General features: G+C 30.2%; 17 protein-coding genes and 1 tRNA gene. 14 read left to right on the forward strand and 4 right to left on the reverse strand.

Annotated features, from left to right (window positions below; all coding sequences use genetic code 11):
• Positions 1 to 37 precede the first annotated feature (37 nt).
• The gene (locus tag AC8IG9_RS01945; protein ID WP_507425143.1) at positions 38 to 961 is read left to right on the forward strand and encodes a complex I NDUFA9 subunit family protein; all 924 of its coding nucleotides are present in this window, start codon (positions 38 to 40) and stop codon (positions 959 to 961) included.
• Here AC8IG9_RS01945 and AC8IG9_RS01950 read toward each other — a convergent pair.
• The gene (locus AC8IG9_RS01950; protein WP_507425144.1) at positions 958 to 1728 is read right to left on the reverse strand and encodes an undecaprenyl-diphosphate phosphatase; all 771 of its coding nucleotides are present in this window, start codon (positions 1726 to 1728) and stop codon (positions 958 to 960) included. The genes AC8IG9_RS01945 and AC8IG9_RS01950 overlap by 4 nt on opposite strands.
• Positions 1729 to 1954: 226 nt before the next feature.
• Between AC8IG9_RS01950 and AC8IG9_RS01955 the strand changes: the two genes are divergently transcribed.
• From AC8IG9_RS01955 to AC8IG9_RS01965, 3 genes are read left to right on the forward strand one after another with little or no spacing between them, the layout of a single operon-like run.
• Positions 1955 to 3403 carry an NAD(P)-dependent oxidoreductase gene (locus AC8IG9_RS01955; RefSeq protein ID WP_507425145.1) on the forward strand — a complete coding sequence of 483 codons (1449 nt, stop codon included), beginning with the start codon at positions 1955 to 1957 and terminating at the stop codon, positions 3401 to 3403.
• Positions 3404 to 3407: 4 nt separating this feature from the next.
• A complete protein-coding gene (gene gltB, locus AC8IG9_RS01960; protein WP_507425146.1) occupies positions 3408 to 7919 on the forward strand; it encodes a glutamate synthase large subunit in 4512 nt (1503 codons plus the stop codon).
• Positions 7903 to 8799: a Rossmann-fold NAD(P)-binding domain-containing protein gene (locus AC8IG9_RS01965; RefSeq protein ID WP_507425147.1), complete on the forward strand. Its 897-nt coding sequence runs from the start codon at positions 7903 to 7905 to the stop codon at positions 8797 to 8799. The genes gltB and AC8IG9_RS01965 overlap by 17 nt, the downstream gene beginning before the upstream one ends.
• Here the strand turns inward: AC8IG9_RS01965 and AC8IG9_RS01970 are convergent.
• Positions 8776 to 9528 (reverse strand): alpha/beta hydrolase, encoded by a 753-nt coding sequence (locus AC8IG9_RS01970; RefSeq protein ID WP_507425148.1) that lies wholly within the window; start codon positions 9526 to 9528, stop codon positions 8776 to 8778. The genes AC8IG9_RS01965 and AC8IG9_RS01970 overlap by 24 nt on opposite strands.
• 26 nt (positions 9529 to 9554) lie before the next feature.
• On the opposite strand from AC8IG9_RS01970, the gene AC8IG9_RS01975 reads away from it, so the two are divergent.
• The 8 genes from AC8IG9_RS01975 to lepA all read left to right on the forward strand — a co-directional run bounded on the left by AC8IG9_RS01975 (position 9555) and on the right by lepA (position 19129).
• Complete coding sequence (locus tag AC8IG9_RS01975) at positions 9555 to 10694, forward strand: glycosyltransferase (RefSeq protein WP_507425149.1); 1140 nt, start codon at positions 9555 to 9557, stop codon at positions 10692 to 10694.
• A gap of 8 nt (positions 10695 to 10702) precedes the next feature.
• Complete coding sequence (gene thrS / locus AC8IG9_RS01980) at positions 10703 to 12619, forward strand: threonine--tRNA ligase (RefSeq protein WP_507425150.1); 1917 nt, start codon at positions 10703 to 10705, stop codon at positions 12617 to 12619.
• A 10-nt stretch (positions 12620 to 12629) separates the two neighbouring features.
• Positions 12630 to 13190, forward strand: coding sequence for a translation initiation factor IF-3 (gene infC / locus AC8IG9_RS01985; protein WP_049798033.1), 561 nt, complete (start codon positions 12630 to 12632; stop codon positions 13188 to 13190).
• A gap of 69 nt (positions 13191 to 13259) precedes the next feature.
• Positions 13260 to 13466 (forward strand): 50S ribosomal protein L35, encoded by a 207-nt coding sequence (rpmI, locus tag AC8IG9_RS01990; protein WP_507425151.1) that lies wholly within the window; start codon positions 13260 to 13262, stop codon positions 13464 to 13466.
• 3 nt (positions 13467 to 13469) lie between these two features.
• A complete protein-coding gene (gene rplT / locus AC8IG9_RS01995) occupies positions 13470 to 13826 on the forward strand; it encodes a 50S ribosomal protein L20 (protein ID WP_507425152.1) in 357 nt (118 codons plus the stop codon).
• Positions 13827 to 13859: 33 nt separating this feature from the next.
• Positions 13860 to 14927, forward strand: coding sequence for a phenylalanine--tRNA ligase subunit alpha (pheS, locus tag AC8IG9_RS02000; RefSeq protein WP_507425153.1), 1068 nt, complete (start codon positions 13860 to 13862; stop codon positions 14925 to 14927).
• The gene (gene pheT / locus AC8IG9_RS02005; protein ID WP_507425154.1) at positions 14924 to 17317 is read left to right on the forward strand and encodes a phenylalanine--tRNA ligase subunit beta; all 2394 of its coding nucleotides are present in this window, start codon (positions 14924 to 14926) and stop codon (positions 17315 to 17317) included. The genes pheS and pheT overlap by 4 nt, the downstream gene beginning before the upstream one ends.
• Complete coding sequence (gene lepA, locus AC8IG9_RS02010; RefSeq protein ID WP_507425155.1) at positions 17318 to 19129, forward strand: translation elongation factor 4; 1812 nt, start codon at positions 17318 to 17320, stop codon at positions 19127 to 19129. It abuts the gene before it with no gap.
• Positions 19130 to 19147: 18 nt separating this feature from the next.
• Here lepA and AC8IG9_RS02015 read toward each other — a convergent pair whose 3' ends face one another.
• Positions 19148 to 19975 carry a hypothetical protein gene (locus AC8IG9_RS02015; protein WP_507425156.1) on the reverse strand — a complete coding sequence of 276 codons (828 nt, stop codon included), beginning with the start codon at positions 19973 to 19975 and terminating at the stop codon, positions 19148 to 19150.
• Between the two features lie 59 nt (positions 19976 to 20034).
• On the opposite strand from AC8IG9_RS02015, the gene AC8IG9_RS02020 reads away from it, so the two are divergent.
• Positions 20035 to 20124: transfer RNA gene (locus AC8IG9_RS02020), tRNA-Ser, on the forward strand.
• A 74-nt stretch (positions 20125 to 20198) separates the two neighbouring features.
• Positions 20199 to 20819, forward strand: a complete 621-nt coding sequence (locus AC8IG9_RS02025; RefSeq protein ID WP_507425157.1) for a 2OG-Fe(II) oxygenase — start codon at positions 20199 to 20201, stop codon at positions 20817 to 20819.
• Between the two features lie 28 nt (positions 20820 to 20847).
• Here AC8IG9_RS02025 and AC8IG9_RS02030 read toward each other — a convergent pair whose 3' ends face one another.
• Positions 20848 to 21954 (reverse strand): serine hydrolase domain-containing protein, encoded by a 1107-nt coding sequence (locus tag AC8IG9_RS02030; protein WP_507425158.1) that lies wholly within the window; start codon positions 21952 to 21954, stop codon positions 20848 to 20850.
• Between the last annotated feature and the right edge of the window lies 1 nt (position 21955).

Consider the following 21955-nt stretch of genomic DNA (forward strand, 5'->3'; position numbering starts at 1 on the left):
TAAATAAAAGGTATTATCGTTATATTATGATTAAACAATGGCAGAAAAAAAGACAATAACAGTCTTCGGTGGCACAGGATTTGTGGGTCGAAATCTAATATCGAAACTTGCAAAAAAGGGTTTTAAAATAATAGTTCCAACGCGAAATCCATACCTGCATGGGTATTTAAAGCCTCTTGGAGAACCAGGGCAAATCCAAGTTACAAAATTTAATTTTTCAAATTTAGACAATTTGACTAATCTCGTTAAAGATTCAGAGTATGTAGTAAATTGCATTGGAATTTTATACGAAAATAAAAATCAAACATTTAATAATCTTCATCATTTATTTCCAAAATTTTTATCAAGTATTTTAAATAAAGAAATTACAAAACGATTTATTCATGTATCTGCACTTGGGGTAAATGAAGAATCTAATTCTTTTTATATTAAATCTAAATTGAATGGAGAAAGAGTCGTAACTAAAAACTTTGAGAATTCTGTAATATTAAGACCTAGTATTATTTTTGGCGTAGATGATAATTTTTTTAATTTATTCAATAAATTAATTAATTTATTACCGGTCATTCCACTGGTGGGAGGGCAAAGTAAGTTTCAACCATGTTATGTGGGAGATGTTACCGATTCAATTATGAATATAATTGATAATTATAAAATTAGTAATGGTATTTATGAATTAGGCGGTCCTAATGTTTATTCTTTTAAAGAGTTGATAGAAGTGTTGTTGAAACAGTTAGATAAAAAAAGATTAATTGTAGAACTTCCAGAATTCATCGCAACTATGCAAGCACGTATTATGCAGTTATTTCCAAAACCATTGCTTACTATTGACCAAATTGAGATATTAAAGTCAGATAACATTAGCACAGGAAATTTCTTATCTTTTAGCCAACTTAATATTCAACCGCATAGCATTGAAATGATTTTGCCTAATTATATTTTTAATAAAGTTAGAATTTAAAAGAAATAATAATAAAATAAAAATATTCCTAGAATTATTCTATAGTATACAAATAGATTTAGATTGGTTTTTTCAATAAAGTAAAAGAAAAATCTTATAGCTAAATAAGAAGTGATAAAAGAAGTCGCAAAAGAAAAGATTGCAATAATATTAAATTCAGAATCGTTGTGTTTTAATAAATCAAGAAATCCTATAAAAGCAGCGCCAGCTACAGTGGGTATTGAAATAAAAAAAGAGAATTTTGCAGCATCAACTCTATTATAGCCTAAAAATCTAGCTCCAGACAAAGTGGACCCAGATCTGCTCGATCCAGGAATTAAACCCATTATTTGCCATAAACCGATAATAAAAGCTTCTTTGAAGGTTAGATCTTTGTATAGTCTTTTTGTCTCAGTTTTTTTATCTGCAATAAATAAAACAATTGCAAATATAATTGAAGCAGTTGCGATTATTATTAAAACTGATTTGCTTTCATAATCTATTATTTTAAATTTATGCACAAAGTACCCAGCAATGATTGCTGGTATTGCGCCCACAACAATTTTACTCGACATAGTAATATTTTTAGAAATTTCAAAGATATCTTTGCGTAAATAAATTATAATTGCTGATAAAGCTCCAAGGTGCATTACAGTATTGATAATTAATTTTTTTTGAAAATGCATGAAATGCTCAGCAATAATTAAATGGGCGTTAGATGAAATTGGAAATAAATCTGCAATGCCTTGAATAATGCTTAAAATTATAATTTTTGTATTAGTGTCCATTATAGTAAGGAGCCTTATTTTAATTGCTTAAGTTAATAAATGTTAAAATTTTAGTTAAGTATTGTTTACAATTACTAATTGAAAAATAGAAAAAAACCTTAATTTTGCTTATTAATTAATAAAATAAGTAAATTGATTCACTATTACTGTCCTAATTTAGCTTTCAAAAATATAGGTTTTATGTGAATAGTATCTAAAAAAGACTAAATTTTAGATATTAGAGCTAATGTCAGAAAAAATGTTGAAATTTGTAACTACAAAAGGACAAACGCCAGAGAAAACGGGTGCGTCTCAGAGAGTAAAAAATTTTTCTGAAATTTACAAAAATTACATTCTTCCAAAAGCAGAAGAACAATCAAGCAGATGTTCTCAGTGTGGAGTTCCTTATTGTCAAATTCACTGTCCGCTTTCAAATAATATTCCCGATTGGTTAAAATTAACGGCAGAGGGAAGATTGGAAGAAGCTTATGAAATATCTTCGGCAACAAATAATATGCCAGAGGTTTGTGGAAGAATATGTCCACAAGACAGACTTTGCGAAGGCAATTGCGTAATTGAAAGAGCGGGTCATGGTACGGTTACAATTGGTTCAATTGAAAAATTTATTACCGATACTGCATTCGAACAAGGCTGGGTAAAACCAATTAAAATTAAAAAAAATTTAGAACAAAGCGTTGGCATTATAGGAGCTGGTCCAGCAGGACTTGCTGCTGCTGAACAACTTAGAAAAATTGGATACGAAATAACCGTTTATGACAAGTATGACAGGCCTGGCGGGCTGTTAATTTATGGAATTCCAAATTTTAAACTAGAAAAAGAAATTGTTCAAAGAAGAACAAAGCTCTTAAAAGATGGCGGCATTAAATATGAATTAAATTTTGTAGTTGGAAAAGATGCCACTTTATCTGAACTTAGAAAGAAACATGATATAATATTAATTGCAACAGGAGTTTACAAAGCAAGAGAAGTAGAAATTCCAGGATCTAATCTTAAGAATATTTATCCAGCAATGGAATTTTTAACTGCATCAAATAAAAAAGGATTAGGTGATAAAGTTAAAATGTTTGATGATGGATTTTTGAATACGGAAGGTAAAGATGTTGTTGTTATAGGGGGAGGAGATACAGCAATGGATTGTGTTAGAACTTCAATTAGACAAAATGCCAAATCAGTAAAATGTTTATATAGAAGAGATAAAAAAAATATGCCAGGTTCAGCAAGAGAAGTTGCTAATGCTGAAGAAGAAGGAGTAGATTTTCAATGGCTGACTAATCCAAAAGAATTTATTGGAAAGAATGGCGAAGTAAAAGAAGTTGTTCTTGATAAAATGAGATTAGGTGAAGCGGATGCAACAGGAAGACAGAAGCCAGAAATAATTCAAGGCTCAGAAATAAAAATTAAAGCTGATATTGTTATTAAGGCTTTAGGATTTGATCCTGAGAATATACCAGATTTATTTTCAGAGCCAAAATTAGAAGTTTCTAAATGGGGAACTATTAAAACAGATCTTAAAACAATGCAGACTAATTTAGATGGAGTTTTTGCGGCCGGGGATATTGTAAGAGGAGCATCCTTGGTTGTTTGGGCTATTAAAGACGGAAGAGATGCTGCGGAAGCAATGGATTTTTATTTAAGAAATAAAGTTCATAAGTCTTCAAAGAAAAAGGTTGCCTAAATTTATGAAAATTTTAGATAAAAATTTAGAAAAATTAATTAAAGCAGGAGCTTATAATAGAGAGGATGAACATGATGCTTGTGGCGTTGGTTTTGTTGCCTCTATTGATGGAAAACCTAGAAGAGAAGTTGTTGAAAATGGAATTGAGGCTTTAAAAGCAGTTTGGCATAGAGGTGCGGTAGATAAAGATGGAAAAACAGGAGACGGAGCCGGCATTCATGTTGAATTGGCAAAAGATTTTTTTGAAGAGCAAATAAAAATCACAGGACATCATACTCACAAAAATGATCAGCTTTGTGTGGGCATGATTTTTTTACCTAGAAACGATTATGGCGCACAAGAGGCTTGTAGAACTATTGTTGAACATGAATTATTATCTAATAATTTTTATATTTTTGGCTGGAGACATGTTCCGGTAAAAGCAAAGGTTCTTGGCATTAAAGCAAATGATACAAGACCTGAAATTGAGCAAATATTATTTTCGCCAATTAAAAAAACTGAATCAGAAGAATTAGAAAGAAATATATATATTGTAAGAAAAAAAATTGAGAACAGCATTACTCAATCGCAATTAAAAGATTTTTATATTTCATCTATTAGCTCAAGATCAATAATTTATAAAGGAATGTTTTTAGCTGAAAATTTATCAGATTTTTATCCGGACTTATTAGACAAAAGATTTATTTCTAGATTTTCAATTTTTCATCAAAGATATTCAACGAATACTTTTCCAAGTTGGGAACTTGCTCAGCCGTTTAGAATTTTAGCTCACAATGGAGAGATTAATACTTTAAAGGGAAATATAAACTGGATGAAGACACATGAACAAGGACTTCAGTCGGATCTTTATCCAAATATTGAAGACTTAAAACCAATTTTAAAATCAGGAAGCTCAGATACAGCTTGTCTTGATGCTGTATTTGAATTGTTGACAAGATCTGGAAGATTATTGCCGCTTGTAAAAATGATGTTGATGCCTGAAGCATGGTCCAAAAGAAGTAAAATTATTCCGCAGGCTTATAGAGATATGTATAACTATTTAAATTCTGTGATTGAACCATGGGACGGACCAGCTGCAATTGCTGCAACAGATGGAAATTGGATTTTAGCCGCAACTGATAGAAATGGTTTAAGGCCTTTGAGATATACAATTACAAAAGATAAGATTTTATTTGCAGGATCTGAAACTGGTATGGTTCCAGTTCAAGAAGAAAATATTATTTACAGAGGCAGAGTTGGACCAGGACAAATGATCGCTGTTAATCTTGATGAAGGTGTTTATTACAATGATAAAAAAATTAAAGATTTATTATCTAAAAATCCTATTTATAAAAAATTTAGTCAGAATTTAATCGAGATTAGTAAAAAGTTTAATAACTTAGAAGAATTCAATTCTTTTGAAGGAGATAAATTAAGACAAAAACAATACGCAGCAGGAATATCTATTGAAGATTTGGAAATGATTTTACATCCAATGGTCGAAGATCAAAAAGAGGCAGTTGGTTCTATGGGGGATGATACTCCAGCAGCCGTTTTATCAGATGTTTACAGGCCATTATCCCACTTTTTTAGACAAAATTTTAGCCAAGTAACCAACCCTCCAATCGACTCTTTGAGAGAAAATAGAGTTATGTCTTTAAATACAAGAATTGGAAATTTACAAAATATTTTAGGGGAGGATCTGTTTAATAAAAAAAGTTATCTTTTAGAAAGCCCAGTATTATCTAATGCTCAATTTAAAAAATTATTCGAAGTTTTAAATGAAAAATATAAGGAAATAGATTGCACATTCGAAGCTGGAGATGATGAGGCTGACTTAAAAAAAGAATTAAAAAGAATTCAAGTCGAAGGCGAACTTGCGGTAAGAGAAGGTATTAAACATATAATTTTAACTGATGAAAATATTTCAACAACAAGAATTGGAATACCAATTATTCTTGCAACGGGAGCCGTTCAAACTCATCTAGTTAATAATGGACTTAGAAAATTTACTTCTTTGAACGTAAAGTCTGCAGAATGTTTAGATGTTCATTATTTTGCAGTTTTAATTGGAGTTGGTGCAACAACGGTTAATCCTTATTTAGCACTGGATTGTATTTATCAAAGATATCAAAAAAAGATTTTTGGAAAATTAAATTTTTCAGAATGTGTTACCAACTACATCAAAGCTGTGAATGACGGCTTGTTAAAAGTTATGTCTAAACTTGGGATTTCTGTAATTAGTTCTTACAGAGGAGGATTAAATTTTAGTGGCTTAGGATTAAGTAGATCGTTAGTAGCAGAATATTTTCCTGGAATGTACTCAAAGATTTCTGGAATTGGAGTTTTAGGTATTGAAAAAATGATCAGAACTCAACATCAAAAAGCATTTAGAGGAAACGTTATTAGTTTACCGATTGGTGGATTTTATAAATTTAGAAAAGACGGGGAGCAGCATGCTAATCAAGCAATGACGATGCATATGTTGCAAACAGCGGTCGCAACCGATTCTTATGATTTGTATAAAAAATATTCAAAAATTATAAATGATCAACATCCTATTAATCTTAGAGACCTTTTAGATTTTAATTTAACTAAAAAACCAATTTCGATTGAAGAAGTTGAATCTATTACAAATATTAGAAAAAGATTTGGAAGCGGAAGTATGTCGTTAGGAGCGCTTTCGAAAGAAGCGCATGAAACTTTGGCAATTGCTATGAACAGGATTGGTGGTGCATCATGTAGCGGAGAAGGAGGAGAGGATGCAAAAAGAGCAATACCAAGAGAGAATGGAGACAATGCAAATTCAAGAGTTAAACAAATCGCTTCAGCTAGATTTGGTGTAACAGCAGAATATTTAAACAACTGCGATGAAATAGAAATTAAAGTATCGCAAGGTGCAAAGCCAGGAGAAGGAGGGCAGTTACCTGGTTTTAAAGTTACAGCTGAAATTGCAACACTAAGACATTCAACCCCTGGAGTTACCTTAATCTCTCCACCTCCTCATCATGATATTTATTCAATTGAGGATTTGTCGCAACTTATTTACGATTTAAAACAGATTAACCCTAAAGCAAAAATTGGGGTTAAGCTAGTTTCGTCAACAGGAATAGGCACTATTGCTGCAGGAGTTGCAAAAGCAAAAGCTGATGTGATTTTAATCAGCGGACATTCTGGAGGAACGGGAGCATCTCCATTAACGAGCGTTAAGTATGTCGGACTTCCTTGGGAAATTGGTTTAACGGAAGCTAATCAAATTTTAACTTTGAACGGTTTAAGACATGAAGTGATCCTGAGAACTGATGGGGGAATTAAAACTGGAAGAGATGTAGTAATGGCTGCCATGATGGGGGCTGACGATTTTGGAATAGCTACAACTTCATTAATAGCAATGGGCTGCATAATGGTTAGACAATGTCATTCCAATACATGCCCAGTTGGAATTTGCACTCAAGACGAAGAACTTATAAAAAAATTTACAGGAACACCTGAAAAGGTTGTTAATCTATTTTCATTCGTTGCCGAGGAAGTAAGAGAAATTTTAGCAAGTCTTGGTTTTAAATCTTTAAATGAGATTGTTGGAAGAACAGATTTATTAAAACAAGTAAGCAGAGGATCTTCCAACTTGGATGATTTAGATTTAAATCCTTTATTGGTTCAAGCAGATCCAGGCGAGAACCCAAGATACAGTTTAAAAAGAGAGAGAAAAGAAGTTCCAGATAGCTTGGATAAACAAATTATAAAAGATTCTTTATCTTTAATTGAAAAAGGTCAAAAATTTCAATTAAGTTATGCTGTAAAAAATACACATAGATCTGTCGGAACGAGATTAAGTTCAATTATTACAACACAATATAAGAATAAAAAATTATCCGAAGATCATATTTTAATTAAATTAAGAGGATCTGCTGGACAATCTTTAGGAGCTTTTGGGGTTTCTGGAATTAAATTAGAAGTAACAGGGGATGCAAATGATTATGTTGGAAAAGGATTATCAGGTGCAAAAATAATTATCAAGCCTGCATCAAATAGCGAAATACAAACTTCCAAAAATACAATTATTGGTAATACAGTGTTATATGGCGCAACATCTGGATTACTACTTGCTGCAGGACAAGCAGGAGAAAGATTTGCGGTTAGAAATTCAGGTGCCACAGCTGTTGTTGAAGGTTGCGGAACAAATGGTTGTGAATATATGACAGGTGGTAATGTTGTTATCTTAGGTGAAATTGGCGATAATTTTGCAGCAGGAATGACAGGTGGAATGGCATTTGTTTATGACCCTGAAAACAATTTTGAGAACTATGTAAATCCTGCCTCTGTTATCTGGCAAAGAATTGAGACGGATTATTGGAGTAAGTTTCTTTTAGATTTAATACAATTACATGCAAAAGAAACTCAATCAGCTTATTCAAAGAAAATTATTCAGCAGTGGAGTAATGAAAAGAGTAGTTTTTATCAAGTTTGCCCTAAAGAAATGTTAGATAAGTTAAAACACCCATTATCGAATAAGGCAGTTCATGAAAAAGCGGTTTAAATCAATCAATCTAGTTTGTTTTGGTTTCGGTTTAACAGCTCAGTACTTTGTGCGAGAGCTTTTAAAAAATAAATACAAAGTCAATTTAATAACAACTTCAAGATCTAAAGTTTTAAATAAAAAATTTGAGAATGTTGTTTATAAAAATTTTTATTTTGAGGATTATAAATTTGATAAAAAAATCACAAAATATATTTTATCAGCAACTCATATTTTAATATCAGTACCACCAAAAGACAGAAGAGACCTTGTTGTTGAAAATTTTTATGACGAGATTGTTTCAAGTAAAAAAATTAAATGGTTAGCGTATCTTTCATCCACAAGTGTTTATGGAAACCATAATAGCAAGTGGGTTAGTGAGAGTAGCAAATTATTAAGTAGAAACTACACAGGAATTAATAGAATTGTAGCTGAGAATAATTGGCTTAAACTACATAGGCATCAATCAATTCCAACAAGAATATTTAGGTTGTCCGGAATTTATTCTACAGAAAGAAATATTTTTCTAAGATTAGCTAATGGTCAAGTTCGATATGTTAAAAAAAATAATCATTTTTTTTCAAGAATTCATGTTGCTGACATAGCCCAGGTTTTATTTAAATCACTAACTTATTCAAAAGCAGGAGAGATTTATAATATTGCTGATAATAAGCCATGTCCTTATGAGCAGACTGTATTTTATGCCTGTAGTTTGATGGGCATTAAAACTTTAAAACCTCTTTCGTTTAATGATTTAAAAGAAGGTGAGATGAAAGATTTTTATAAAGATTCAAAAAAAGTTAGTAATAAAAAAATTAAAGAAGATTTAAAGGTAAAATTATATTTTCCAACATACAAAGAAGGTTTAAAAAATATTTTAAAGAATATTTTTAATAGCTAGATCCAATTTTTTAAGATCTGTAGCTCTTGATAAGCTATGCCCCCCATCTTCAATAATAGTTATTTTTATATTTTTACTTATTAAAGCTTTAGTTAATAAAAGTGAGTAATTCCAAGGTACAGAATTGTCATTAATTCCATGTATAAGTTCAATTGGGAAATTGCATTTAATTTTTTTATTTAAGACTAATAGTTTTTTTCCATCAAATATAAATTTTTTTGTTATAGGATAAAAATTATTATGACTGCTTTTTAATTTATAAATTCTATTTTGTATTATTTTTTGTTTTTCAAAAGTATTGAATTTTTTCCACATCAGTTCTTCAGTAAAATCAGGAGCAGGAGCAATACCAATAAAGGCCTTAATTCTTTTATGAAAGTATTTAATTAAGTGAATACCAACCCAAGCCCCCATGCTTGAGCCAATTAAAATTATTCTATTTTTTTTGGCTATTTTTTCTATGATTGCTTTTGAATCTTCTATCCAATTTTTAATACTAAAGTCTGTAAATTTTCCCGATGATTTACCATGACCGCTATATTCAAATAATAATAAATTTATTTTATTTTTTTTACTAAATTTTTGTAAGTGTTTTGCCTTTTTACTTTTAATATTTGACATAAGTCTATGAAGAAAAATAATTATAATTGGACTTTTTTTATTAATAAATTTGTAATGAATTTTTTGATTATTCTTTGTTAAAAAAAAATTTTGCTTTGGATTCTTCATTGTTAAAAGTATAGCATATTAATTTAATGGACAAAAAAATTCGTTTATTACAAGTTATTCCGAAATTAGATATAGGTGGAGCAGAAACAGGCTGTATAGATATTGCAAAATTTATAGCTAATCAAAACTATTATTCAGCAATTTTATGTTCTGGAGGTAAGCAAATTAAAAATATAGACCAATCAAAAATAAAAATTTTTATATTTCCAGTTCATAGCAAAAACCCTTTATTAATTTTATTTAATATATTTGTAATTTTATTTATCGTTTTATTTCATAAAATTAATATCATTCATGTTCGTAGTAGAGCGCCAGCCTGGTCTTGTTACTTTGCTAGCAAATTTTCCAATGTCTGTTTAATTTCTACTTTTCACGGAACTTATAATTTTAATAATTTTTTTAAAAAATTTTATAATTCAATTATGTTAAGAGGAAATGCTGTTATTGCTGGTTCAAAATTTATTTTTGATCATATTAAAAAAAATTATAACAGTTTTAAACAGCTATTTGTTGTTCCTAGAGGAATAGATATTAGTTATTTTGACCCAAAAAATTCAAATATTGAAGAATCAGATAAAGTTAGAAATCGTTGGAATGTATCTGTTAATAATTTTTTAATTTTACTTCCCGGCAGATTAACTTCCTGGAAAGGTCAAGCATTCTTTTTAAAAACTTTGTTACTTCTTAAAGAAGAGAATTTGCTACAGAATATTAACGCGGTTATACTTGGGGATGATCAAGGAAGAATTCAGTATAAACGAAGTTTATTAAAATTTATTAATGAACATAATTTGGAAAGTCAGGTTAAAATAATTTCTAATGAATCTTTTATGCCATCCGCTTATAACGCATGTGATTTAGTTTTGTCGGCTTCGGTTGAACCAGAAGCCTTTGGTAGAGTGGCAGTAGAAGCTCAAGCAATGGAAAAACCAATTCTTGCAAGCAATATTGGAGGTTCCGTTGAGACAGTAGTTGATGGTCAAACAGGTTGGTTATTTAAATCTAATAATGAAAAAGATTTAGCAAATTTTATTGTTAATATTTCTAAAAAAGACAAAAGCTCCTTAAAAGAATTTGGATCAAAAGGGCGAAAGAACGTTAGCGGCAATTACACAGTTGATCAGATGTGTTCTAAAACACTAGAAATTTATAAATCCTTAGTTTAATAAGAGGTATGCTTAACATTACACTTCTGGATGGAAAAAAACTTCAATTTCCAGGAAAAGTTAATGGGCATGAAATAGCAAAAACTATTAGCCCTTCGCTTGCAAAAAAAGCTTTAGTTATAAAAGTAAATGATAGTTTCAAAGATTTAAGCACGGTCATTGAAAAAGATTCTACTATCCAAATTATTACCCTGGAAGATGATTACGGACTAGAAGTAATAAGACATGATACTGCGCATGTACTTGCTATGGCAGTTCAAGAATTATTCAAAGATACTCAAGTTACTATCGGTCCAGTTATCGAAAATGGTTTTTATTATGATTTTTCTAGAAAAAAACCTTTTACTGATGAGGATTTATTAAAGATCGAAGAAAAAATGAGAGAAATTATTGATCGAGACGAAACCACAACAAGAGAAGTCTGGGATAGAGAAAAAGCTATAGAGCATTTTAAAAAAAAAGGTGAATTATATAAAGCTGAAATAATAAAAAGTATTCCAACTAAAGAAGAAATTTCAATTTATTTTCATGGTCAGTGGCATGATTTATGTAGAGGTCCGCATCTTTCTTCTACAGGTAAAATAGGAAAAGCATTTAAGCTAATGAAACTAGCAGGAGCTTATTGGCGAGGAGATTCAAAAAATGAAATGCTGCAAAGAATTTATGGAACATGCTGGAGAAATAAAAAAGAGTTAGATGAATATTTACATAGAATTGAAGAGACTGAAAAAAGAGATCATCGCAAACTTGGTAAAAGTATGAATTTATTTCATTTTCAAGAAGAAAGTCCCGGAGCTGTTTTTTGGCATGAAAGTGGTTGGCAGTTATTTCAGTCGTTAATTGATTTTATGCGACAAAAACAAAATGAAGCTGGTTATCGAGAAGTTAATACGCCTGATATTTTAGATAAAACATTATGGGAAAAATCTGGTCACTGGGAAAAATTTCAAGAACATATGTACACAACAACAACTCCGGATGAGAGAGTGTTCGCAATCAAGCCTATGAATTGTCCTGGTTGTGTTCAGATTTTTAATCAAGGATTAAAAAGTTACAGAGATTTACCTCTAAAATTATCAGAGTTTGGTAAAGTGCATCGTTACGAAAGTTCAGGATCTTTGCATGGACTAATGAGAGTTAGATCTTTTACTCAAGATGATGCTCATATTTTTTGCACAGAAAATCAAATTACAGAAGAATCATTAAAAGTTACCAAATTAATCTTAGATATTTATAAGGCGTTTGGTTTTGAAAATGTAATTTTAAAATATTCTGATCGTCCGGCAAAAAGAGTTGGAGATGATAAGCTTTGGGATAAAGCAGAAGCTGCATTACTAGAAGCTGTGAAAGCATCGAAATTAGATTATTCTATTAATAAAGGTGAAGGAGCATTTTATGGTCCTAAAATTGAATTTGTTTTAAGAGATACAATCGGTCGTGATTGGCAGTGTGGAACTTTGCAAGTAGATTTAAATTTACCTGGAAGATTAGGAGCTACTTATATTGACAAAGATGGAGTTAAAAAGAGTCCTGTTATGTTGCATCGAGCATTATTTGGATCACTTGAAAGATTTATAGGTATTTTAATCGAACATTATGCAGGCAAACTTCCGTTGTGGTTATCACCAAAACAAGTTGCTATACTTCCAATTTCTCAAGAATTTGATGATTATGCAAAAAAAGTATCAGCTGAACTTGATAAAAATAAAATAAGGAATATTATCGATCTTAAGAATGAAAAAATTAACTACAAAATTAGAGAACACTCTTTATCTAAGACTCCAGTTTTAATGATTTGTGGATCTAAAGAACAAGAGAGTGAATCAATTACACTTCGAAGACTTGGACAAGAAAAACAAGATACATTACCTTTAAAAGAAGCTGTGAGTTTATTAGTTAAAGAATCTTCAGCACCAAAAATCTAGGAGTATAGTTATTAATCAAAATTTTCAAAATAACAGAAGTAATTTTAGGTCCAACAGTTCTTCAAATCGCGGACCAAAAGTAAACGATAGAATTAGAGCAACCGATGTTCAGCTAATTGGAAGTGATGGTCAAAATATTGGAATCGTTTCTTTAAATGATGCGCTAATGACTGCAAAGGAGCAGGGTTTAGATTTAATTGAAATTGCTCCAAATGCAAAACCACCTGTTTGTAAAATAACTGATTTTGGGAAATATAAATATGAATTGCAAAAAAAAGCAAGCCAAGCAAAAAAGAAACAAAAAGTAGTAACTCTTAAAGAAATTAAAATGAGACCAGGAACGGATGTTCATGATTATAATTTTAAAATGAAAGCAACTGAGAAATTTTTAGCTAAAGGAGATAAAGTAAAATTTACAATTAAATTCAAAGGAAGAGAAATGCAGCATTTACAATTGGCCAAAGATCTAGCAGGTAGAATTGTGAGCGACTTAAAAATAACTGGCAAAGTTGAACAAGCTCCAAAAATGGAAGGCAAGCAAATGACTTTCATTATTCAGCCGCTAAAATAGCAGTTTCTTCACCTTCATACTTATTGTTTTTCATCTTTAATATTAGTATAAACCGCAGGTATTTATTTTATGTATAAGATTAAAACTAAGAGCTCAGCTAAAAAAAGATTTAGAATTACAGCAACAGGTAAAGTAAAAATGCCACAAGCGGGAAAGAGACACGGCATGATTAAAAGAAGTAATTCACAAATTCGAAAACAAAGAGGAATGGCAATTATGTCAAAGTCTGACGCGAAGATTGTTAAATCCTACATGCCAAACAGTTTAAGAGGTTAACTTATGTCACGAGTTAAACGAGGGGTAGCAAGTCACGCAAAACATAAAAAAGTTTTAAAAGCTGCTAAGGGTTTTTACGGAAGAAGAAAAAACACAATTAGAACTGCTAAACAATCAGTAGAAAAATCTTTACAATATTCGTACAGAGATAGAAGAACTAAAAAAAGAAATTTTAGGTCGCTTTGGATACAAAGAATTAATGCTGGCGTTAGAGAACAAGGTTTAACATATTCTAAATTTATTAGTGGTCTTATTAAATCAAAAATTTCTATTGATAGAAAAATTTTAGCAGATTTAGCCTACCAAAATCCAGAGGCTTTTAAATCCATCGTAAAAAAGGTACAGTCTAGCCTAAACTAGAAAAACTAGTTCCATAAATACTAGTAGATCACCATGGATGAAATTTTACATTTAGAAAAAGAATTTAAATCTAAAATAGATCAATCTGAGAATCTTCATAAAATTGAACAGGTAAAATCGGAAGCTTTCGGTAAAAACGGAAAGATAGGAGAACTTTTTAAAAAAATTACAACTCTTCAAGGAGAAGATAGAAAAAATTTTGCTTCAAATCTAAATAAATTAAAAGATAATATTAACAATCTTATTAATTCTAAAATAAATCTTTTTGAACAAACAGAGATTAATAAAAAATTATCAGAAGATAGAATCGATGTTACTTTACCAGGAAGACCCATCACTTTTGGGAAAATTCATCCAGTCACGCAAGTTATCGATGAAGTAACAGCTATTTTTGGAGAGATAGGATTTTCAGTAGCAGAAGGGCCTGATGTAGAAAATGAGTATAATAATTTTACAGCATTAAATACCCCACCCCACCATCCAGCAAGAGACATGCATGATACTTTTTATTTAGGTCAAAACAAAGAAATTTTGTTACGAACACATACTTCCCCAGTTCAAATAAGAACTATGTTGTCTGGAAAACCACCATTCAAAATTATTGCACCTGGAAGAACTTATAGATGCGATAGTGATCAAACGCACACTCCTATGTTTCATCAAGTCGAAGGTTTGCATATAGATAAAAATGTAAACATGGGACATCTAAAAGGAGTTCTTGATTATTTTATTAGAAAATTTTTTGAAGTAGATAAAATTAAGATGAGATTTAGACCTAGTCACTTTCCTTTTACTGAGCCATCAGCAGAAGTTGACATTGGCTATGAATTAAAAGATGGGAAAATTGTTATTGGTGAGGGGGATAAATGGCTTGAAATATTGGGCTGTGGAATGGTTCATCCTAATGTTTTAAAAAATTGCAAAGTAAATACTTCAATGTATCAGGGTTATGCTTTTGGCATCGGAATTGATAGATTGGCCATGCTTAAGTATGGAATAAATGATCTAAGATCTTTTTTTGAAACAGATGTTAGATGGCTAGAACATTATGGATTTGATCCATTAGATATACCTGCAAATTATAGAGGCTTTAGCAGATGAAAATAACTTCTTCTTGGTTAAAGGATCATCTAAAGACAAGCGCAAATATCGAAAAGATTGTTTCAACTTTAAATAATATAGGACTCGAAGTTGAAAGCGTTGGGGCAACAGATAAAAATAATTTCTTTTTAGTAGCAAAAATTATTAAAGCAGAAAAACATCCAAACGCAGATAAATTAAAATTATGTGATGTTGATATTGGATCTGGAAAAATACTAAAAGTTGTTTGTGGAGCTTCGAATGCTAGAGATGGTTTGTTGACTGTTTATGCTAAACCAGGAGCCATTATTCCTAAAAATCAACTTAAAATTAAAGTTACTAATATTAGAGGAGTCGACTCTTATGGAATGCTTTGTTCAGAATCTGAACTAGGATTATCTGATGAGAGCCAAGGAATTATTGAATTAGATTCAAAAAAATTTAAAGTCGGAAATAGTTATTTTAAAAATAATAGTGAACCAGCAATTGATATATCTATAACACCTAATAGATCTGACTGTTTAGGAGTAAGAGGCATTGCAAGAGATTTATCAACAGCAGGCCTTGGAAAATTAATTGAACTGCAGCAAACTAAATTAAAAACTAATATTAAAAATCCATTTAAAGTTATTATTCAATCTAATTCCGGATGTTCTTCATTTACTCATTGCTACATTGAAGGAATAAAAAATTCTGAAAGTCCAAAATGGTTAAAAGATAAATTAATTGCAGTCGGAATGAATCCTATCTCAGCAGTTGTTGATATTACAAATTACATTATGCTTGATTTAAATAGACCTCTACACGCGTATGACGCTGATAAAATAGAAAGAAAAGTTATTGTGCGTTCTTCAAAAAAAGGAGAAAAATTTTTAGCCTTAGATAATAATAATTATTCACTAGAAGATGGCGCATGTCTAATTACTAATGAGAAAGAAATTCTTGGTTTAGGAGGGGTGATTGGAGGAGAAAGCTCTTCAATTTCTTTAGATACAAAAAATATTTTTTTAGAATCGGCTTTATTTGATCCTGCTAAAATATCTAAAGCTGCAAAAAAATTAGGCATCAATTCTGATGCTAAGTTTAGATTTGAAAGAGGAGTTGATCCTAACACTATGGAATATGGTTTAAAACTTGCAGCCCAAATAATTAATAAGCTATGTGGTGGAAAAATAAGTAATTTAGTTGCTTCTGGAGAAGGCAATTTTAAAAATAAGCAAATTAAATTCAATTCTAAAAAATTTGAAAAAATAATAGGAAGTAAAATTTCAACAGCTGAAATTAATAAAATTTTAAATAATTTAGGTTTTAAATTTAAAGAAAGCAAAAATGTATATTCCATAATCGTCCCAACTTGGCGCCCAGATATTAATGAAGAAGTTGATATAGTTGAGGAGTTAATAAGAATAAGAGGGTATGATAAAATTCAACTTATCAATCCAGAAGTTGATAGTTCAAAAAATATTTTAACAGGAAAACAAAAATTGCAGCGATTTGCTCAAAGATCTATAGCGAACAAAGGTTTTATGGAGACAGTTACTTATTCTTTTACAAGCTCAAAAATTGATTCTTTATTTGATTTACATAATAAAAATTTATTAATTACCAACCCAATTTCTAATGATTTGAATGCTTTAAGATCTTCAATTTTTTCAAATCTTTTAATTCATGCAAAAAATAACATTCATAGAAATTTTGAAGATCAGAAAATTTTTGAATGTGGACCAGTATTTTTTGGTTCAAAACCTGGAGAACAAATAGTAGTTATTGGAGGAATTCAAATTGGAAAAATTTATAGAAAAAATTGGTTAGAAAAAGATAAAGACGTTGACGTGTTCGAGATTAAAGACATTGTTTATAAAACACTGATAGAGCTTGGAATTGATGAACAAGAACTGTCAATTATTCAAGAATCTGAATCATATTATCACCCAGGTAGGTCAGGAAAGTTTTTTTTAAGCTCAAATAAACAATCGCCACTTGCTAATTTTGGAGAAATTAATCCTAAAATTATTAAAGAACTAGATATAAAATATGGACCAGTTTTTGGTTTTCAAATTTTTTTAAATAATATTCCAGTTATTAATAAGCAAAATACAGAAAAGAAATTTAAATATTTAGTTTCTAATTTTCAAAAGATAGAAAGAGATTTTGCCTTTATTATTGATAAAAAATTTGAAGCAGAAAAAATTATTAATGCATTGTTTAATGTGGATAAAAAATTAATTAAAAAAATTAGAATATTCGACGTATTTCAAGGAGGAAATATTGAAAAAAATAAAAAATCAGTAGCATTAAACTTGGTAATTCAGTCACAAGATAAAACATTAAATGATAAAGAAATTGATGAGTTGAGTAATAAAATAATTCAAACCATGCAAAAATCTTTTGATGCAACATTAAGATCCTAAATGTCTGCACAAGAAAATATAAGAAATTTTGCAATTATTGCCCATATTGACCACGGTAAATCTACTTTCGCGGATAGATTAATTCAAAAATGCGGAGGCCTTACAGAACGTGAGATGACAACTCAAGTTTTGGATTCAATGGATTTAGAGAAAGAAAGGGGAATTACTATAAAAGCTCAAACAGTTAGATTGAATTATAAATCAAAAAAAGATGGTAAAAATTACATATTAAATATTATTGATACGCCAGGACATGTTGATTTTAGTTATGAAGTAAATAGGTCACTTGCTTCATGTGAAGGATCATTGCTTATTGTTGATAGTACTCAAGGCGTTGAAGCTCAAACTTTAGCTAATGTTTATCAGGCTATGGATAATCATCATGAGATTATAACAGTTTTAAATAAAATAGATTTACCAGCATCAGATGTTGAGAGAGTAAAAAAACAAATAGAAGATGTTATAGGAATTGACACATCGGACGCTCTAACTGCGTCCGGAAAAACAGGAGAAGGGGTAGATGAAATATTAGAAGCAATTGTTGAAAGACTTCCTGCTCCAAAAGGAAATAAAGATTTACCTTTAAAAGCATTGCTAGTTGATAGCTGGTACGACAGTTATTTGGGAGTGGTTATATTGGTTAGAATACTAGATGGAGCAATTAAAAAAGGAATGGAAATTTTATTGATGTCGACAAACACAAGACATCCAGTTGAAAGAGTCGGCGTGTTCACTCCTAAAGCAGAAAATAAAGAATATTTAGGTCCTGGAGAAATTGGTTTTATTGTTACGGGCATCAAAGATCTTTCGGATACTAAAATTGGAGATACGATAACGGATTATACTAATCCTATAAAAGATCCGTTACCAGGATTTAAACCAAGCAAGCCGGTTGTATTTTGCGGATTATTTCCAGTTGATAGCACAGAATACAATTTATTAAGAGATAGTCTTGCAAAATTAAAATTAAACGATTCTAGTTTCGTTTATGAGCCAGAAAATTCTGCTGCTTTAGGATTGGGTTTTAGATGTGGTTTTTTAGGACTTCTTCATCTTGAAATTATTGTACAAAGATTAGACCGCGAATATAATTTAAACTTAATTACCACAACACCAGGAGTTGTTTATAAAATTAATAAAATTGATGGAACGATTATGGATCTTCAAAATCCTGCTAGTATGCCAGAACCAAATTTTATTAAATCTATTAATGAACCATGGATTAACGCAACGATAATTCTTCCAGAAGAATATCTAGGTTCAATTATGAAATTATGTGAAGAAAAAAGAGGAAAACAAAAAAGTTTAAGTTATTCAGGAAATCGTGCGGTCTTGTCTTATGAGTTGCCATTAAATGAAGTTGTTTTTGATTTTTACGACAAGATAAAATCTATTTCCAGTGGCTATGCGAGTTTTGATTATGAGCTAAGCGATTATAGAGAGGGTGATCTAATTAAATTATCCATACTAGTAAATGATGAGATGGTTGATGCGTTATCTATGATTATTCATAAAGATTTTGCTTTAAGACAAGGAAGATTAATGTGCGAAAGATTAAAAGATTTAATACCAAGGCATCAATTTCAAATACCAATTCAAGCGGCCATTGGTGGAAAAATTATAGCAAGAGAAACAATATCTGGTTATAGAAAAGATGTTATTAGTAGAATTCATGGTGGTGGAGCAAGAGATAGAAAGAAAAAACTATTAGAAAAACAAAAAAAAGGAAAAGCCCGAATGAGACAGTTTGGAAGCGTTGATATTCCCCAAGAAGCTTTTATTGAAGTTCTTAAGATAAACAAAAATGAATAATTACTAAATTAATTTTTTTTAAGCAATCCATTCTCTATATTTGATTTGATTTTCTCTAAGAATTTTAGGATAGGTTTCGTCAATATCTACCTTCCTTAGATTGATTGTTTTTCTTCCGTAAACATCTGTTAAATTTTTAATTCTTTCTTTAATTATTTTTTCATCATTTAAATCTTTAATATTATAGTTTTTTGGTCCAAGGACATGATCTAATTCTTGGGTATTTATTGAAATTTTATTTGAAATTGTTTGACTATTCATTAAAAAAGAAAAATGCCATCCACCATTAAATTCAACATAACGTTTTATTTTTCTATCAAATCTCCACCAAGGATAATTTTTTACTCTAAATTGCCTTACAGTTTGAGCTGATGTAAAAAATTTATATTTACAACTTTTTGTACCGGGCCATTTATTTTTCCATTTCAAACCCTTATATAAATGAATATTAAATTTATAATAATACATATTCTGTAAGAATACCGTTGAGTCAAAATTAATAAATTTTTTGTTATCTAAATTAGGGATCTCATCAACATCAGAAATTAATATGATGTCATTAGGTTCTAAATTTTTCAATCCTAATTTGATTTGATTTCTTTGAAAGTTTTCATATACCCAGTTATCACCATGATGTTCTGGAAAATTTTTAATAAAAAAGTATTGAATTTTTGATTCATATTTCTTGAAATTTTTAATATCAAATAATTTTTTTTTCTCAGCCCCATTAAAAAATTTATTACCTTCTACTATTATAAATTTATCAACTTGATCATATAAGGTTGCTAATCTAATCTCTAGAACTTCGTTTTCTCCACAGAAACCAAAACAATCAAAAATTTTCATTATAAAAAATAAAGTATATTATTTAGTATATTTCAAAAATGAGATAAAGAAAAAGAAAAGGAGAGATGGCCGAGTGGTTGAAGGCGCCCGCTTGGAAAGCGTGTATACTGTTAAAGGTATCAAGGGTTCGAATCCCTTTCTCTCCGCCAAAATTAAGAAATTATTATAAAAATTTAAAAAATTTCTTGATGTAAAGAAAAATTAATTTATTAAATATATCTACATGAGCCCTACTGTAAATTTTGAAATTTTGAAAGCAATGCCAGTTACTAAGGCGCCTTTTCCTTATCTCGTCGTTCCAGGATTTGTAAAGAATGAAGCAATAGCGGACATAGAATCTGATTATCCAAAAGTTAGTGTTGCAGGAAGTCTCCCTTTAACCTCATTAAGTTACGGAGAAAATTTTAAACGTTTTATGAAAGATATAAGTAGTGAAGAAATGACTGCTATTATGACCGAAAAATTTGGTATTAATTTAACTAATAGGCCCACAACTATAACTGTGCGTGCCCGTTGTCGTGCTACAGACGGTAAAATTCACACTGATAGTAAAAGTAAGTTAATTACTGTTCTGATTTATATGAATGATAAGTGGGAAAAGCCAGGCGGGCGTTTACGTCTTTTACGTTCACCAGATAATCTTAATGATGCTTTTTTAGAAGTTCCTCCAGCCCAAGGAACATTGATCGCATTTCTTAACCAGTCAAACTCTTGGCACGGTCACGAAAGTTTTGAAGGTGAGCGTAGAGTTATACAATTAAATTGGGTGCGAGATAAAGGCGTTGTTTGGTATGAGCAATTACGTCATCGCGTTAGTGCATTCTTTAAACAGCTTAAGCATTAGACTTCAGTACCTAGAGAAGTTTTTCGAGTTAAGAATTAATTCGGTAGAATTCTTTTAATAGATTTATAATTCTTTGGTCTAAACCCATAGTGGGATTAATTTTATTTGTGACATATGCAACACCTATTCCCAATAATGGGTCGGCGAAACCTAGTGAGCCACCCCAGCCATTATGACCAAAAGATTCTTTGTTCTTTCCAAATAACCATCCACCTCGAAGTATCAAACCTACATTAGACCACCTAATTGGTAGCATTAAGCTTTGGTCAATTCTTCCAATACTTTCGGTTAGACATTTTTTAATCGATGTTTTGGATAATAAAATATTTCTTTCTAATATTAAATCATTGACAAAAACATCATAAATTTTGGCAATTGATTTAGCGTTTCCATGCCCATTCATGGAAGGGACCTCAGCAATTTGCCAATCTTTTTTATTATAGAAGCTTATTTCGTGCCCAGGGTTATTAAAGGCATTAAATTCAGATGTTATTTTACTTTCAGTTTGGTCTTGATAAAGAAAAGCAATATTTGATAATTGATTTTTTGGAGTTCCAATAAAAAAATCTAACTCTAGTTTCTTTGATAGAAATTCAGAGACTAATTCACCTAAACTTTTTTTTGTTATCTTTTTTATTATTTCACCGATTAAAAATCCATGTGTCTTTGCATGATAATAAGTTTTTTCTCCAGGTTTATGATCCGGCTCTTGATTTTCTAAAATAGATATTATTTTATTCCAATCCAAAAGATCTTGCTGTGTTATTTTTTTTTTAAATCTATAGAGACCAGATTGATGAGATAGAATATGTTTTAATTTAATTTCTTTTTTATTACTTTGTTTAAAAGTAGGCCAATAATAAGAAACAGGTTTTTCTAAATCTAAAATATTTTGGTCAATTAAAATTGAGACAATAATTTCATAAATGCCTTTTGTTACTGAAAATACATTTGCGATAGTATTTTCTTCCCATTTTTTATTATCTCTATTTTGAAAACCACCCCATAAATCTATTAAGGGTTTTCCTTCCTTATATATTGCAAATGATGCCCCAATTTCTTGATTGTTTAAGAAATAATCTTCAAATATTTTTTTAACAGAGTTATATTTTTCTTCACAGTAGCCATTTACCATT

It is taken from the genome of Candidatus Allofontibacter sp. (genome assembly GCF_040404065.1).
GTDB lineage: Bacteria > Pseudomonadota > Alphaproteobacteria > Pelagibacterales > Pelagibacteraceae > Fontibacterium.